The sequence below is a fragment of the Amycolatopsis sp. NPDC051372 genome, assembly GCF_040682095.1.
Classification (GTDB): domain Bacteria; phylum Actinomycetota; class Actinomycetes; order Mycobacteriales; family Pseudonocardiaceae; genus Amycolatopsis.
In genome coordinates this window covers 1-15513 of sequence record NZ_JBFBAF010000060.1, presented here as the reverse complement: position 1 = coordinate 15513, position 15513 = coordinate 1, and the positions used below count along the sequence as shown (strand labels likewise).

13 protein-coding genes and 1 pseudogene are annotated in these 15513 nt (G+C 68.6%); 7 read left to right on the top strand and 7 right to left on the bottom strand.

Annotated features, from left to right (window positions below):
• Positions 1-56 precede the first annotated feature (56 nt).
• Entirely contained in the window at positions 57-215 is a 159-nt protein-coding gene (locus tag AB0M56_RS48605; RefSeq protein WP_364189893.1) for a hypothetical protein, read from the top strand.
• A complete protein-coding gene (locus AB0M56_RS48600) occupies positions 208-1029 on the top strand; it encodes an isocitrate lyase/phosphoenolpyruvate mutase family protein (protein WP_364189891.1) in 822 nt (273 codons plus the stop codon). The genes AB0M56_RS48605 and AB0M56_RS48600 overlap by 8 nt, the downstream gene beginning before the upstream one ends.
• Positions 1030-1409: 380 nt before the next feature.
• On the opposite strand, the gene AB0M56_RS48595 is transcribed toward AB0M56_RS48600, so the two are convergent.
• The 5 genes from AB0M56_RS48595 to AB0M56_RS48575 form a co-directional block, all read right to left on the bottom strand.
• Entirely contained in the window at positions 1410-6440 is a 5031-nt protein-coding gene (locus AB0M56_RS48595) for an AAA family ATPase (RefSeq protein ID WP_364189888.1), read from the bottom strand.
• A gap of 739 nt (positions 6441-7179) precedes the next feature.
• On the bottom strand, positions 7180-7317 hold the full coding sequence (locus AB0M56_RS48590; protein ID WP_364189885.1) for a hypothetical protein: 138 nt from the start codon (positions 7315-7317) through the stop codon (positions 7180-7182).
• A gap of 825 nt (positions 7318-8142) precedes the next feature.
• Complete coding sequence (locus AB0M56_RS48585; protein WP_364189883.1) at positions 8143-9090, bottom strand: NADP-dependent oxidoreductase; 948 nt, start codon at positions 9088-9090, stop codon at positions 8143-8145.
• Complete coding sequence (locus AB0M56_RS48580; protein WP_364189880.1) at positions 9090-9560, bottom strand: pyridoxamine 5'-phosphate oxidase family protein; 471 nt, start codon at positions 9558-9560, stop codon at positions 9090-9092. Before AB0M56_RS48580 ends, AB0M56_RS48585 begins: the two co-directional genes overlap by 1 nt.
• A gap of 313 nt (positions 9561-9873) precedes the next feature.
• On the bottom strand, positions 9874-10422 hold the full coding sequence (locus tag AB0M56_RS48575) for a carboxymuconolactone decarboxylase family protein (RefSeq protein ID WP_364189878.1): 549 nt from the start codon (positions 10420-10422) through the stop codon (positions 9874-9876).
• Positions 10423-10450: 28 nt separating this feature from the next.
• Between AB0M56_RS48575 and AB0M56_RS48570 the strand changes: the two are divergent.
• From AB0M56_RS48570 to AB0M56_RS48555, 4 genes and pseudogenes are all read left to right on the top strand, one after another.
• Positions 10451-10609: pseudogene (locus AB0M56_RS48570) on the top strand (IS3 family transposase); the annotation flags it as partial.
• A 120-nt stretch (positions 10610-10729) separates the two neighbouring features.
• Positions 10730-10996, top strand: coding sequence for a hypothetical protein (locus AB0M56_RS48565; protein ID WP_364189912.1), 267 nt, complete (start codon positions 10730-10732; stop codon positions 10994-10996).
• 87 nt (positions 10997-11083) lie between these two features.
• Positions 11084-11245 carry a hypothetical protein gene (locus AB0M56_RS48560; protein WP_364189875.1) on the top strand — a complete coding sequence of 54 codons (162 nt, stop codon included), beginning with the start codon at positions 11084-11086 and terminating at the stop codon, positions 11243-11245.
• A gap of 89 nt (positions 11246-11334) precedes the next feature.
• Positions 11335-12192, top strand: a complete 858-nt coding sequence (locus tag AB0M56_RS48555; protein WP_364189872.1) for a universal stress protein — start codon at positions 11335-11337, stop codon at positions 12190-12192.
• 513 nt (positions 12193-12705) lie between these two features.
• Here the strand turns inward: AB0M56_RS48555 and AB0M56_RS48550 are convergent.
• A complete protein-coding gene (locus AB0M56_RS48550; protein WP_364189869.1) occupies positions 12706-13941 on the bottom strand; it encodes an MFS transporter in 1236 nt (411 codons plus the stop codon).
• Between the two features lie 171 nt (positions 13942-14112).
• Between AB0M56_RS48550 and AB0M56_RS48545 the strand changes: the two genes are divergently transcribed.
• Positions 14113-14274 (top strand): hypothetical protein, encoded by a 162-nt coding sequence (locus tag AB0M56_RS48545; protein WP_364189866.1) that lies wholly within the window; start codon positions 14113-14115, stop codon positions 14272-14274.
• 709 nt (positions 14275-14983) lie between these two features.
• Here AB0M56_RS48545 and AB0M56_RS48540 read toward each other — a convergent pair.
• A partial coding sequence (locus AB0M56_RS48540; protein ID WP_364189864.1) for a hypothetical protein occupies positions 14984-15513 on the bottom strand: 530 nt, incomplete at its 5' end.

Here is a 15513-nt window from a genome sequence, read left to right as displayed (position 1 = left end):
ACCAGCCCCACCGGCCAAGATCACGAAGTCCCGCTGGAGTATCAGATGGAACGTCCGTGCACGTCAGCATCGCGTACAGGGGCATCGCAACGATGACCCACCTGCGGCGAACGCCGAGCCGCACGGGTAAGGAGCAAGAAATGAACGATAGCAAGCAGTCCGCCGAAGATCCGACGGTCCTCGAGCAACTCGACCTGAACCGTCACCATGTCTGATATCGCCGCCCAGACGCGCTACGAACAGTTCGTCGAACTCCATCGTGGCCCCGATACGTTCATCATGCCCAACGCATGGGACGGCCTGTCGGCCCTGCTCTTCAAGGAGGCCGGGTTCAAGGCCATCGCGACCTCTTCAGCGGCTTTCGCGGCGACACTGGGCCGGCTCGACGGCGTCCACGCCGTCAGCCGTGACGAGCACCTCGACCACGCCGCACTGCTCACGTCCGTGAGCGGACTGCCGGTCAACGGCGACTTCGAGGACGGCTACGGCGAGACTCCCGAAGATGTCGCTGCCACTGTCGACGCTGCCATTGCCCGGCGTCTCGCCGGCATCGGAGTCGAGGACACCACCGGTGACCCCTCCAACCGGATTCGCGGCTTCGAGGACGCGGTTCGCCGCACCGAGGCCGCTGCCGCAGTTGCGCGCAGACGGATCGTTCTGACCGGCCGTACAGACAACTTCTTGTGGGGGATTTCGGACATAGATGACACCATCCGCCGCCTCACGGCCTTCGCGGAAGCGGGAGCTGACGTCCTGTACGCGCCGAACCTGCCGGACATGGCCTCGATCAGTGCCGTCATCAACGCTGTCGCGCCGAAACCGGTCAACGTCCTCGTCAGCCCCCAGGACACGACCACCCTCGCGGAACTCCAGACGATCGGTGTCCGCCGGATCAGCCTTGGGGTCGACCCGTACACGCACGCCCTCGGAGCTACGAAGGCGGCTGCGGCGAAGCTGGCCGAGGGAGACCTGACGGCGCTCGCATCAGAGCTCAACTTCGGCCACGTCATCGACCTCATCAAGGGCTGACACGGCCACGCAACCGGCCGACCACCGCTGCCACCCGACGCGCTACTTCGCACATCCGCGCAAGTTCACGGCCGCCACGTGTCCTCGTGTCACACCCGGGGTGGGTGCTGTCATGGCTGGGACGGCCCGCGGGACGGGTGCATCGAGTCCGAAGAACAACCCCTGGCCAGCGGGCGACTGCCCGCGCGGTGACACTGGGACGGCTGGGACGGGTACACGCGAACCTGTCCCAAGCGCTGTCGAGCGCCTACCTGAAGGCCCGTTCGGGAGGGGCCGGGCTGTGCCGGCAGGTTCGTCCCACCGCGTGCACTGTCCGCGACGTCGGAGGTGGCACACGAAGCTGAGGTGACTCCTGTTCAGTTCGGGTCCACGCCCACGCGCTACAGGGAGAATTCAGCCAGAACGGCGGTGCCCGCGCCGGGCGCAGTCTGCACCCAGAGCCGGCCGCCGAGCGCTTCCACCCGGTCCTTGAGCCCGACCAATCCGGATCCGCCGGCGAAGTCAGCGCCGCCACGGCCGTCGTCGCGCACCCGGATCCGCAGCACGCCGCCGCCACCGTCGACGATCTCGACCTCGACGTGGACGGTCGAGGCCCGCGCGTGCTTGGTCACGTTGGTCAGCGCCTCGGAGACGACGTAGTAGGCGGCGATCTCGACCGGCTCGGGCAGGCGCCGGTCGACCTGCACCGCCAGCTCGACCGGGACTGAGGAGCGGCGGGCGAGTCCCTTGAGCGCCGGGCGCAGCCCACCCGCGGCGAGGGCCGCCGGGTGGATGCCGCGGGCGAAGTCGCGCAGCTCGTCCAGGGCAGTGGCGGCTTCGGCCTCGAGAGTCGAGAGCTGTTCCCCCAGCTCGCCGGACCCGGGCGGGACGGCCGCTCGGGCGATCCGCGCGAGCATGACGAGCGTGACCAGACTTTGCTGGGCGCCATCATGCAGGTCCCGCTCGATCCGCCGACGGGCTTGGTCGGCGGCGACGGCGATACGCGCGCGCGAGGCGGTGAGGTCGGAGTAGAGCTGGGCGTTGTCGAGGGAGACGGCGAGCTGCGCGGCGATGAGCCTGACGGCGTCGAGCCGTTCCGTGGCAAACGCGGCGCGCATGAGGTGGTTCTCCAGCAACAGCACCGCGCGCAGCGCGCCGCGGCCGAGGATCGGCATGGCCAGCAACGAACAGGCGTAGAGGCCGGCGATGTACGGGTCGCGGGCGAAGCGGTCATCGCGGGTGGCGTCGTCGACGATCAGGATCTCAGCCGTCCGCTGGACGTAGCGCACTGCCGACATCGGCAGGTCGCGTTCGTGCGGGCCGCCCGCCGTGGCGGTATCCGTGGAGTGGTTCGGTGTGGGCACCAGCCAGTCGTGGCGGTCGTCGTCCCACAACAGCAGGTGCACGCCGGTGGCGCCGGTCATCGCACTGAGCACCTCGAAGACGCGGGTGTGCAAGCGTTCGATGTTGGTCTCTGAGCTGAGGGCCTGCGACGCGGCGAGGATGCCGCGAAGGTCGAGCGTGCCGGTTGTGACCGCTGAGGACAGCCGGAGATCACCGGCACGCTGGTCGCCGCCGGGCTCGCCGGTCGTGGGTGCTCCCAGCCGTGAGGTCGGGTAGGCCCAGTCCAGCTGGGCGACCTTCGCTGTCGCGCCCCATGCGGCGTAGTACTGCCGCGCGTGCGCAAGCAGGTCGCGGCCAGCCTGCTCCAACCCGTGTGCGAGGTAGAAGCGGGCGGTGCGTTCGGTGATGAGGGCCCGGTGCCACGGGCGCTGCCGGCCGGCGGCCTCGCGCCGGGCGGTGTCGAAGGCGAGGGCTGCGGCGCGGAAGTCGCCGACCGCCCAGGCCCGCTCTGCCTCCAGCAACCGCTGCAGGTGCCGGAAGTTGTCCGGCGCGTCCGCGGCGCGGGCGGCCAGCCAGCTCGTCATCTCGTCCAGTTCGGACAGCAGACCGCCGCGCTCGTCACCATGGAGGGCGCGGGCCTGCTCGGCGAGGGCAAGCCCGCGCAGCAGGCGGGCCACGGCGGTGGGGTAGAGACCCGACACAGCTGTTAGCAGCGGCATCGCCGCCGCAGTGTGCCGCGCCAGGTCGCCTGGATCGCCGAAGATCGCGGCGACGAGCGCGTGGCCGAGATGCGCGTGGAAGAGCGGCATCAGGTTGTTGGCGTACCTGTCGGTGGGGACATCCTTACCGGTTGTGTCGACGCTTTCGCCGCGCAGTACACCGGCCAGCCACTGGTAGCTGTCGAGCCACTGGCCGGTCTGCTCGTTGCCGGTACGCCGTACGAAGGCCAGCCCCGCCTCCACCTCGGCGACGAGTACGTCCAGTGACGGCGCGCAGTCGAGCAGGTAATGCGCGGTCGGGTGGTAGGTATAGCCGGCGTTGGCCAGGTCGCCTCCCGCGATCAACCCCTCGCGGGCGCGCCCCGCGGCTTGGACCCCGTTCTCGATCGGCTCGAACCAGCAGCTCAGCAGAGCGAACCGGCGGCGGGCCTCGGAGGTGCCGGGCTCGTAGCCGCGGGCCTCACCCAACGCCAGGACGCGGCGCACCGCCTGGTACCCGGCGGCGTGGTGGCCACACCGCGCCACCGTGGCGACGGCGGCAGCGCTGACAGGTCCGATGAGGGTCGGGCCCGGGCCGTGCTCGATCCAGATCCGCAGCGATTCCAGGCTCAGCCAGGCGCCCGTGGCGTCACCGCCGGCGAAGTAGGCCGCCGGCTGGACTGCGTCGATCAGACGGGTCGTAGCCAGTAGTGTGGTCTCGGTGAGGTCGGGCCGAGCCAGATCACCGGCAGCGTCGGTGCGGTCCAGCCACCGGTACAGGCGGTCGAACTGGTGGTCGAGCTCGACAGCGAGCCGGTCCGCCGCCGGCACGGTGATGCCGAGCTCACGCAGCGAGTCGATGCCGAGTCCGATGGCGTCCGCAAATCGGTTCCGGTGCGTCAGGCTGCTCACCTGCACCGCCGTCGCGGCCGCGCGGTCCAACGCGGTGGGGCCCAGCGCTTCGATCGTGCGGTATTCCTCGTCTGCATCATCCAGGCGCCCCAGGCCGTAGAGGGCGGCGTGGCGGCCGGTGTGCACCGCGATCAGCGTGGCGGTCTCACCCGGGTCGATCAGCCGCAGCGCGGCGGCCAGCAGCGCGTTCACCAGCGTGTGGTCCCCGATCAACGTGGCCTGGTCGGCAGCGCGCCGCATCAGCCCCACCACCCGACGCCGCTCGCCGCCATCGTCGATCGCGTCGATGACCGGCAGGTACTGCTCGGCGGCGACCGCGAACAGCTCAGGCACCTCGGCCAGCCGCCGGGCCGTGGCGAGCTGCAAGGTGCGTCGCCGCCCCGAGTCGAGCCCGCGCAGGATCGCCTCGCGCAGCCGGTCGTGGCGGAACCGCACCGCCTCGTGGGCGCCGGGCTCCATCACGAGAAGGCCTTCGGCGAGGGCAGGCGCCAGCATCGATTGCACCTCGGCCGCCGGGTCACCGGCCGCAGTCTGCAGCAGGCTCAGCTCGGCGCGGCCGCCCAGACAGGCCATCACCTCCACCAGCTGCCGGGACCGCAGCGGTACGGTCTCGATGCGCGCCGCCAACAGCTCGCCGACCTTTGACCGGCCCAGATGAGCGCGCACCGCCGCCGTGTCCCACCGCCATCCCGTGGCGGTCGCGGTGAGCACGCCTTCGCGGCGCAGCGCGTTGAGCAGCTCCACGGTCTCGTACGGGTTGCCGGACGTGTGCGGCCCGATCACCTCGGCCAATCCGGCCGCCACGGCCGGGGCCGCGTGCAGCATCTCGGCGACCATGGTGACCAGGCTCGGGACGGACAGGTTGTCCAGTCGCAGGTGCCGCACTCCGGCCTGCTGACGCCATCGGGACAGCGGCGCCGCCAGCGGATGCGCCGCGTCCACGTCCTCGTCGCGGTAGGCGCCCACCAGCAGCAGACCCCCGACCGGTTCCTCGTCGAGCATCATGTCGACGAGGCCGAGTGCGCCGCGCCCGGCCCACTGCAGGTCGTCGAGGAACAGCACCACCGGGCGTTCCCGCGACGCGACCGCCCGCAGCGCCTGCACGCCCATCCACTGCGCCCGGTTCTGCGCAGTCAGCGGATCCCCGGGATCGGACGGCACCGCCAGCAGCGAGGCGAACTCCGGCACCACCGCGGTCAGTAGCCCGGCGTTCGGGCCGAGCGCGGCCAAGATCCGTGCGCGGATCTCGGTCAGCTCGGCCTCCGGCTCGGCCAGCAGCAGCCGACCCAGCGCCCGAAACACCTGGTGGACCCCGTTGAACTCCAGGTCGCGCCGGTACTGGTCGAATTTGCCGGCCACGAACCAGCCGCCCCGGCCGGCCACCAGCGGCCGCAACTCGTCGACCAGCGCGGTCTTGCCCACCCCGGATGTCCCGCCGACCAGCACCGCCCGGCACCGGCCCGCCTGCGCGTTCTCGAACGCCGCCCGCAGCGTCCCCACGTCGTCGTCGCGGCCCACCAGCCGCTGCGGCAACAGCCGCAGCGGAACATCGTGCTCGCCAACGCGAACCGAAGCCGCCGCCGGACCCACCTGGACCTCCCGCACCCGCTCCAGGTCGTGAACCACGCCGTCGGCGGTCTGATAGCGGTGGTCCGGTTCCTTCTCCAGCAGATGCAGGATGATCTCCGACAGCGGCCCCGGTACCGCCGGGTTCACCTTCGCCGGCGGCGCCGGCACCCGCGCCAGGTGATCGCGGGTGAGGCGCAGCGGATCCCCGGTACCGAACGGCGGCTCCCCCGTGGCCAGCTCGTACAGCGTCGCGCCCAGCGCGTAGAGGTCAGCCCGATGGTCCACCGACCGGCCGGTGCGCCCGGTCTGCTCCGGCGCCAGATAGGCCAACGTCCCCACGATCAGCGTGTGGTGGGTGAACTCCGGGCGGATCTCGGCGAACGAGGTCGCCAACGCGAAATCGACCAGGCACGGGACACCATCGCCGGAGATTACGATGTTGGCCGGGTTGATGTCACGGTGCATCACGCGCCGCCGGTGCATCCCCGCCACCGCCCGGGCCAGCCCCACCGCCAGCCCGATCAGGACATCAACCGGCAGCGGCTTGGCCAGCCCCGCCAGGCTGGTGCCACCGACATCCGCCAGCACGATCGACCTCGGGTACAGGGGCGCCTCCAGCTGCTGCGCCACCCCCGCGACACCGCGCAGCCGCTCCAGCATCGCCCGTTCATGCCGAAGCCGACGCTCGGCATCCGGCCCCAGCGGCTCCTTCCGGATGACCGTGCGCCCAGTCAAAAACAGCCGACTCACGCGCGTGCGGTCGCTCTCGTGCAATACCTCGGCCTGCGGATCTCGGCCCGGCAGCACCCCGCCTACCCCATCCGACACCTCCACGCACGGACGGATTTCGCTCACACCTTGCCTACACCTGTTCGAGGGCGAAGGCGACTGTTCGCAACACCGCGACACGGAACATCCCGGTCGCCGCACCCGGCACCGACCGGCCGACACCCTCCAGTCGCGCCGCCCTACCGCGCCCTCGCCGGCAGCGGGGGATCTGCGAAGTATTCGGGAAAAAATCGGGCGGATATGGCTGGGTGGGCTCTTGACGAGGGCATCTTTGGGGTTCTGGTGGGAGGTTGCCGGTGGGCGCTCCGGTGTTCACGGACGAGGAGCTGGAGGGGCTTCAGTTCCTGGGATCGGCCGGGAGGACTTGTTCCAGTTCTTCACCCTGGCCCCGGCGGACGTGGCGTTCGTCGATCCCGGCTGCGTCACACGCGCTGACGTGGCTGCGCCAGGCCGACCGGCGCGACCGCACCGCCGGACAGCCCGCCGCGGGGGATCCTCGCCCTTGGTGATCAGAGCCCACACCGAGGAATGCCGACCCGGTGAACCACTTCTCCGCGAGTTCTGGGGTAACCGCGTCGAAGCGGCCCGGGCCAGCAACAGCTTCCCGAGGTCACGGACCTGACTGATCGGCACCCGGACCGACCCGATGCGAAGTGGACCTGGCATCGACGGCTGGCCGGCGATGGAACTTGGGATGTGGTGTTGCAACGTCTGCTTACCGAAGCGGACGCGGCTGGGCCGGTGGATCGGGCGGTGTCGGTGGATTCCACGATCGCGGGCGCATCAGCACGCCACCAACGTCAGTCGTGTCACCGGGGGCCGGGTCGAATTACACGGACCTGCTGAGCGAGCCGCCTGATCATGCGATGGCCGCTCCCGTGGTGGCTGAAGCACGAAGGTCCATCACCTGCTCGACGGGTGCGGCCGGCCGCTGGTGGCTCTCGTCGGTCTCGGTCAGGCCGGGGATGCTCCGATGTTCGCGCGCCTGATGCGCCATCTGCGAATCCGTCGGGCTGGGCGCGGTCGGGCCCGCACCCGCCCCGACCGGCTCCGGGCGACAAGGCGTATTCGTCCCGGGCGATCCGCGGGCATGTGCGCTCCCATGGCATCACCGCTGTCGCTCCCGAGCCCGCTGACCAGGCGGGGCATCGGAAGCCTCGTGGCTCACGCGGTGTCGTCCGCCGGTATTCGATTCGGTCGACTACCGCGGTCGCAATGTGGTCGAGCGGGGCTTCAACGTGCCCAAACAATGGGCAACCGTCGGCAGCCAGGCCCAAGGCAACTACGGACGCGATCGCGGACTACCTGCCGTTGCCTTCTCCAGTCCGAACGATGATGCCTGCAGGTCCCCACAAAAGGTGCGGCCCGCACGGGTGGCCTCGACGAGGATCCCAGTGGGCCCCGCGAAACTCGACGAATTCCGAGAGCCACCAGGCGGCGCTCAGCCATCAGATGCGCCTGGGAACGACCACGCGCGCATAGTCTGCCGCATCCTGATCAAGGAGTGCACCGCCGGTGGCACGGCGATGCACCAGCCCGGATTTCGACTCTTCTGACGTCGGATGGCATCAGATCAAGAACGCCACCATCGCTTGGGACGTGCGAGTACGCGCGACATCGCTGCTGATCACCCAACCCGGAGTCATCGCCGCAGACAAGCGACCGCTGCCGCGCGCGGCAGAAATGGCGCGCGAATTCCCACCTTCCCAGCATTAGTCATCCTCATACGAAGAGTTTCAATCCGCCGGGCATCGGCAACCGATCAGGCCGGCGCCGGCGCGCATTGTGGTGCGCTTCAGCGCTCGCACTGGTAGGTGAGGGTTCAGTCTCCCGCGCGTGTGGGCCTGACCTGAAGCACGACTGGGCCGCCTTTGGCGCCCGAAACAGCGCGCTCGAGCGCTGCCGCCGCCTCGGCGAGTGGCAGGACGGTGCCCACCGACAGCGCCAGTCGGCCATCGCCCAGCAGCGCACAGAGCTCTGCCAGCTGGGTGGCGTCCGGGCGCACATAGACGTCGGCGACACTGATGCCACGCTCGGCCGCCGGCGGGTCGCCGGTGATGGTCGCCATCTGGCCGCCCTCCCGCAGAGCCAGGACAGCGTCGGCGCTGCCTCCAGGGACGGTGTTGACGGCAGCGTCGACGCCAACGCCGCCGGTCAGTTCACGGACGCGATCGGGCCACCTGGCGTCGTGGTAGTCGACGATCTCAGCCGCTCCCCCCTGCGCTACCCGAACCGCGCTCGACGGTCCGGCAGTAGCGATCACCCGGACCCCACGCAGGGCAGCGAGCTGCACAAGCAACCCACCGGTCGTGCCACCAGCGCCGTGGACGAGCAGCGTCTCGCTCTCGACGACCTCGAGCGACTCGGAGATCACCTGCTCCGCAGTCAGCGCAGGCACCGGGAACGCCGCCGCCTGCTCCCACGACACGCCACGAGGCTTCAGCACGACCAGACCCGCGTCCACAACCACACGCTCCGCCCAGCAGCCCTGGTGACGCAGTTGAAGCGGATGACCGAGAACCTCGTCGCCGACCCGAAGGTCCGTGACCTGCGAACCGACCGCGACAACCGTGCCGGCGACTTCCACACCAAGCGCCATCGGCGGAGTCAGGCCGACATTCCACGCCCCGGCTCGGACGATGTCGTCCCAGTTACCGACTCCGGCTGTCTCAACCTCAAGCACCACTTCGTCCGGACCGGGACCATCGGGCTCGGGCAGCTCGAGCAACTCGACCCGGCCACCGACTTCACGCACTCCAGCAGCACGCATCACATTTTCTCCATTTCACTCTGACCAGTCTGGTACTTCTTCGACCATTCGGCTATGAGACCGGTTTCCTCGGCACCACCGAACGCATAAGCGGGCGACATGATCGGTCGGATGCGATCGACGTGCACCAAGACAGCCTCGTGCGCGGGGTAGCCTGGTCCGTTCAGGTCGAGCAGCCAGCGGTGCAGCCACTGGTAGACCGGCGATTCGTGATCATGAATCGCCGCTGTTCCGGTGAACCGATAGCCCCGGCGCCGGAAGATGTCTACGACATTCATCTCAATACGCGGGTCCGCCGTCAGGTTCTCGATCGTCCCGGGTGAGGCGATGTTCATGAACGCGATGTGCTCATCGTCGTACACCCGCGCCGACGCCTTCGGCGACAAGCTGGGCGAACCATCTGGCCGCACCGTCGCGACAAAGGCGAGTTTCGCAGCCTCCACGATCAGCCTCATATCGGCGTCGATCACGTTCGGCTCCTTTCGTTTCGAATGTGCCCCAGCTGTGAGGCAGCGGCCTGGAAAAGTGAAAAGCTCTCACAGACAAGCCGGCCCGGGTTGTCGTTGGCGCGCAGCGCGGTGAGTCGGCCGAGGCGGTCGCGCGTGCTCGAGGGTATTGGTCGCGGGTGGCTTGGTGGCGTTCGTCGGACCGGCCGAGCGCGGCGGCGAGCGCGACCGGCGATGTCTCGACTGCCTCGAAACCGGCATCGGCCAACATCAACGCCGAGCGACGATCCCGAGCGTTCGCGAGACGAGGTCCTGCCGCCTTACCGGGGGCCACCGGTCAGCTGGGCGCAGCGGCCGAGTCGACGGCGGGGATGTCGATCTCGGTCTCGTTGACGTTGTTGATGAAGTTGGTGAACAGAGCCTGCACCGCGACCGCGACGATCGCCAAGATCTGCGAGTCGGTATACCCAGCGCCTCGCACAGCCGCGAGATCTGCGTCACTGACCCACCCACGACTCTCAACCACTCGCTGGGCGAACCGAGCGACCGCAGCACGCTTGGGATCGACTGAGCTCCCGGCACGACCGAGGGCGATGTCCTCACTCGACATACGACCGAATTCGGACGATACGTACGTGTGGAGCGCCAAGCAGTAATCGCAGCCGTTGGCCTCCGACACGGCCAGCGCGATGCTGTGCCGGGTCTTCGCGTCCAGCACTCGGCTCAAGTTGCCCTGCAACGTCGTGACAGCCTCAAGAACAGTCGGGTTCGACGCAATGACCTTGAACATGTCCGGCACGAAACCGAGCTGCGCGCCGACGCCGGCGAGAATCCGCTGCACGCCGGCGGGTGCATCATCTGGAGCGGCAACATTCAGTCGTGACACGGCGAATCAACCTCCGATAAGTGGGTGAATGGTCGGCGTCGAGCCCACGTCGACTCTTACCGTCGCAGGGTCACCGTCACGTTTTGCGGCCGTGAACCCTGGCGTATACGGGGCCAGGGGCATCTGGGCCGAGCTGAACCGCCACGGTGTGGATGTGGCCCGGTGCACGGTCGAGCGGCTCGTGCGCGAGACCGGTTTCGCGGTTGCTGCGGACAAGTCCCCACGCACCACTCACCCTGCCGCCGAGACCGGACGGCCGGGGCGATCTGGTCGAACGCGACTTCACCGCAACCAGGCAGAACCGGTTGTGAGTCACGGACCAGAGCTACCCCGCACCGCCGGCGGCTGGGTCTACGCCGATTTCCTCCTGGACGAGTTCTCGCGCCTGGTCGTGGGTTGGCCGGCTGCCACCGGTCTCTGCGACCTTGCCCTGGACTCGCTTCAGATGTCGATCTGGCGCCGCCAGGCCGACGGCGCCGACGAGATCCGCGTGGTGCAGGGCGATCCGGACGAGGTCCGGTTCGTGGCGCTCTACCGCTCGGGTGCAGAGACGAATCCTACGACAACGCTATAGCCGAGGCGTTCGAACTCCCTCTACAATGCCGAACTTGTCCGCGACCGGGGCCGCTCACGAGGGATCGACGACCTGAAAATTGCGACGGTGGAGTGCATCGACTGGTACAAAAACCTGTGTCTGCTCGGCGAATTGGGACACGTCTCCCCGCCGAAATACCATGATTCGGCAAAGTGTTCGATCACGCGCCTCAGTGTTGTGAGAATCGGCTTCGACTGGCAAGATCTTTTGCTCGACCAGTCGGGCTGATCGTATGTCTTGCTGCCCGGTAGCGATTGTATCCTTACAACGGCGTAGGGGTGTTCGCCGAAACCGTACTCGGAAAAGGAGTGGACCTCATGACAGACCCTGCGATCGTCGTCGGCGTCGATGGATCGGACCAGGCGCTGGACGCCGTACGTTGGGCCGCCGCCGAAGCCGCACCCCGGGCCCTTCCGCTGCGGTTGGTGTCCGCCGTCGACCCGGCGATCGCCGTCGCTACAGCCGGGCCGCCCGTCGTGGAAAAGGCGATCGAGGCCATCGAGCCGATCGCGCAGGCGGACCTCGAGAAGGCCGCCCAGCTCGCCCGTGTGACCGCAGACATCACCGCCCGCACCGAGTACTTCTCCAGTCCGGCGATCCCGGTACTGGTCGAGCAGTCCAAGCACGCTCGCGTGCTCGCCCTCGGTGCGTCCGGGCGTGGCGGGTACGCCGGCATGCTGCTCGGGTCCACCGCGGTGTCCGTGGTGGCGCACAGCGAATGCCCCGTTGTGGTCGTCCGCCCGGCTGCCGAGCCCGCGGGTCCGGTGGTAGTCGGCGTCGACGGTAGCGAGACCAGCCTCGGAGCGCTGGCGGCGGCCTTCGACGAGGCGGCCTGGCGGCGGGCGCCTTTGGTCGCCGTGCACTCCTGGTTCGACTCGGACTACCTGCTCGCCACCCAGTACGGCCTGGTCGAAGGTGAGTCGGAAGAGGACGAGCAGGCTCAGGTGCTGGCCGAAAGCCTCGCGGGGTGGCAGGAGAAGTACCCGGACGTGACGGTCCAGCGCGTCGTGGTCCGCGACCAGCCTCGCCACCAGCTGCTGGAGTGGAGCCGCAAGGCCCAGCTCGTCGTGGTCGGCAGCCGGGGCCGCGGCGGGTTCAAGGGACTGGTGCTCGGTTCGACGAGCCAGGCACTGATTCAGCACGCGCCCTGCCCCGTCATGGTCGTGCGCGGGTAACGGGAGAGCCCGTGCGCGAAGGGAGCGACGTCAAGGCCGGCAGCCGCACATTCGCTTTACCTCGTAACCCACTGGTCTAATTAGGACGGAGCTGACAATGCCGAACCTCCGGGGCCAGTAACCCCGGAGGTTATTCCTCACACTGTCGACGTCGAACACGACCCTGCCGCGCAGCCCACCGCCTCAGGATCATGGCTGTACGGTGTGGACAGGCACCACCAGCCACCCCTCGCTCGGGTGGCCGTGATCGATCCTGGTGACCTGCCTGGAAACGGCCGTGCACATGTTCGGGCACTGACTCCCGGCGCGGCGAATGGAGAAACCGGCCGTGGCCGCGCGAAGCGCCGCCGCGATCTGCTCGGGCATAGTCCCGGCGCATGACGAGCCCCGCCAACTGCGTGACCTGCGCGCAACGGGTCGAGTTGTTGCCGGTTATTCCAGTCCGATTTGGATCTGAACACTTGCTTGGCCCGCGCGGACGGACCGGCAACCGCGGATTGTCCGGCTGGCTACTTACCGTCCCGGCGGTTCCGCGGTCGCGTCGGCCTGCGGGTTGCGTGCGGAGAGGACGGTGAAGAGGGTGGCGATGAGGGCGAGTCCGCCGTAGCCGAGGGCGATCTGCGGCAGCGAGAAGGTGGTGGAAAGTTGCCCGGCGATCAGCGCCGGGATCGTGGCACCGCTGTAGCTGAGGAGATAGACGACGCTGAAGATCGGCGCGCGGTCCGCCAGGGTGCTGCCCGACAGCAGGCACCGGGTGGAGGCGCTCATGGCGATGCCTTGGCTGGCGCCGGCGACGATGGTTGCCGTGATGAACAGCACTAGTGTGCCCGTGGCGATCGCCGTGATGATGCCGATCATGCCGGCCAGGAAGGCGGTCATGCCGAGGCGTTGGGCCGCTGCTGGGGTGAACCGGCCGCTGAGGGGAGCGCCGAGAACACTGGGGCCCATATAGGCGGCGAACACGAGTCCGAGGACGAGGGGGCTGCGGGTGTGGAGTTGATCTTCGACCAGCGCGGGCACGAACGCTTGATAGAAGGCCCCGGTCGCCCAGGTGGCGAGCAACACCGCTGCCGCAACGGGAAGCAGGTGCCTGGCCCGCGCGGGTACCCCGACCCGGGGGCGCAGCGACCGCCAAGCACCCGGCGTCGGAGTGGCCGTTTCCGGGCTGACGACGATGAGTGCGATGGAAAGCAGAAGCAGGCCGATCACGACCAGGTAGATGAGATCACGTGGCCAGGGGCCGAACTGGACGAGGGCGCCGGAGGCGATGGCGCCGACGGCGAGGCCGAGCATGACTGTCTGACTGGAGGCGACCGAGGCCAGCCACGCCGGTCTGGCGGGTGCGGCGTCCACTATGTACGACGTGAGACTGCTGCTGGCCAGCCCGGCACCGAAGCCCATCAGGAGCCGGCCGGCGATCAAGACGCCGATGTGGTGCACGTTCAGCAGCAACAGGCAGCCCATCAGGAGCAGGCCGAGGCTGGCGATCGACGTGGGCCTTCGACCCAGGTGATTGGACAACCGCCCCAGCGTCAGCAAGGTGCTGAGGGTGGCGGCGGAGTAGGCGACGACGGTGATCGAGATTCCGGCGTTGGTGAACCCGTCCTCCGCCCGGTAGACGTTGAACAGCGGAATCGTCGAACCCACCGCCACAAACACGGCCACCAGGGAGACCACCGCCGATACGAATGCCAGCCGGAGCGTCCTGACCTTGCTGGCAGGGTTCGTCACTGGTGCCGCGTTGTGCATCGAGCCACGTCTTTCTGGTGTTGGCTACGCCTAAAGGTTTTGTGCGGTCCCGATCGAAGTGCACGGATGTCTCACGACCAGGAGTCTCGCGGGCGGCGGGGCAGGTGCCCGGAGCGACGCGCCGGCCGAGACACAGACCCAGGCGCCATCACGCCTCTGATACACGTCTGTGTGCAGAGCGCGAAGAACTCCTCAGGGTTGCGCGTGACACCTGAAACCTACCTGATGAAAATCCTCAGCGAGCACGGCCCCGAAGCACGCGGTATCGCTAGCCTGGTCGGCTTCGACGTAGCAAAGGTTGAGCGACTCGAGGATCGCCAGATCCTCGAGTGACTGCTTGGTTTCGCTCATTTTCCTTGCCCCTCTGCGTGCGGTTCAGCGGTCGTTGTAGGCGCGCACAGCGACCAGCGCCATCGTGCAAGTGCTTAGCGCCGGTCCGTCGCGCCGTCTTACGAACAGCGAGGTGTTCTCGGTAAGTTGATCAATCCGGGTTGCTCGTGGCCGGCGGGCGATTGCTCTCGCTGGCCGGTTGGACGTACGCGCCGCAGCTGGCCGACCTGCCGGACGGAGCGCCGCACAAGCTTCGCCGTAAGTTGCGCAATCTGCGACGCGTCTTCGCCACCGCAGCCACGACCTCGCCCCGCGGTCTCCACACCGCTAGAGGCACCTTCGCTGGCCTTCTGCGCAGATTGCAGCAGTGCGGACAGGTCCTGGGTGCGCAGCCAGTACGCGTCCGCCGCAGGCCCCGACCACGGCCGCAGATCAGCTGACATCGCGTCGTTCAGGTCGGACGAGACGCTCCCGAGCTCCGACCTCGAACAGCCTCAGCTGGTCCCTTCGCACCAGCATCGAGGTCACGAACGCCACCGGCACCGAACTTCCCGGCTCGACCGGCGTGGTGTCTCAAGGCACCGGAAACGTCGTGAACCTGTCTGTTTCCGGCGATGGCCGCGCCGTCTTCGCCGGGACGACGCGCTTGGGCAGGGGCCGTCACGACCGGTTTCTCATCGATATTCCCACCGCGCACCCCCGGAATGAACAGTCAGTCACGGGGGTGCAGGACCGACGCCAAGAGCGCGAGGTTGGCAGACGTGAACTCGCCGGGTGCGGACACGCGGATGCCGAGCATCGCGGTGAACGCGGTCAGAGCGTGGAGGGCGATCAAATCTCCTGCCGGGCCGTCGCCGAACGAGGCAGCGGCCGCAGGGAACCGCCCCTCGAAGAGCGCGTCCAACGCGGTCGACACGGCCAGCTCGTGGTGCGGTGGCACCGTCGCGGCCAGCCGCGACAGAACCCCGGTCCGGATCTGCGCGGCCCTCAGCCGGACACCCGCGGCGCGGGCCTCGGCGGTGAGGTACGCGGCGAACCGGGTTGCCTCGGCGAGTACCTCGCCCACACGCCCGCTTGCGCCCACCTGACGGATGACCCGAGCGATCCGGCCGACATCGTCCTCGACGTAGCCGCCGATCAGGTCGAAGACCAGCGCCGCGCACCGGCTGCGGCGCGCCTGCTCGCCGATCTTGGCGCCGCTCCCCCGCTCGTCGGCTTCGCCCGGCACGGCTTTCGCTCCAA

Excerpts from the sequence above, each read along its gene's own strand:
- AB0M56_RS48600 (WP_364189891.1), top strand. The coding sequence starts at position 208 with ATGTCTGATATCGCCGCCCAGACGCGCTACGAACAGTTCGTCGAACTC.
- AB0M56_RS48590 (WP_364189885.1), bottom strand. The coding sequence starts at position 7,317 with ATGGCGCATCAGGCGCGCGAACATCGGAGCATCCCCGGCCTGACCGAG.
- AB0M56_RS48555 (WP_364189872.1), top strand. The coding sequence starts at position 11,335 with ATGACAGACCCTGCGATCGTCGTCGGCGTCGATGGATCGGACCAGGCG.
- AB0M56_RS48585 (WP_364189883.1), bottom strand. The coding sequence starts at position 9,090 with ATGCGTGCTGCTGGAGTGCGTGAAGTCGGTGGCCGGGTCGAGTTGCTC.
- AB0M56_RS48550 (WP_364189869.1), bottom strand. The coding sequence starts at position 13,941 with ATGCACAACGCGGCACCAGTGACGAACCCTGCCAGCAAGGTCAGGACG.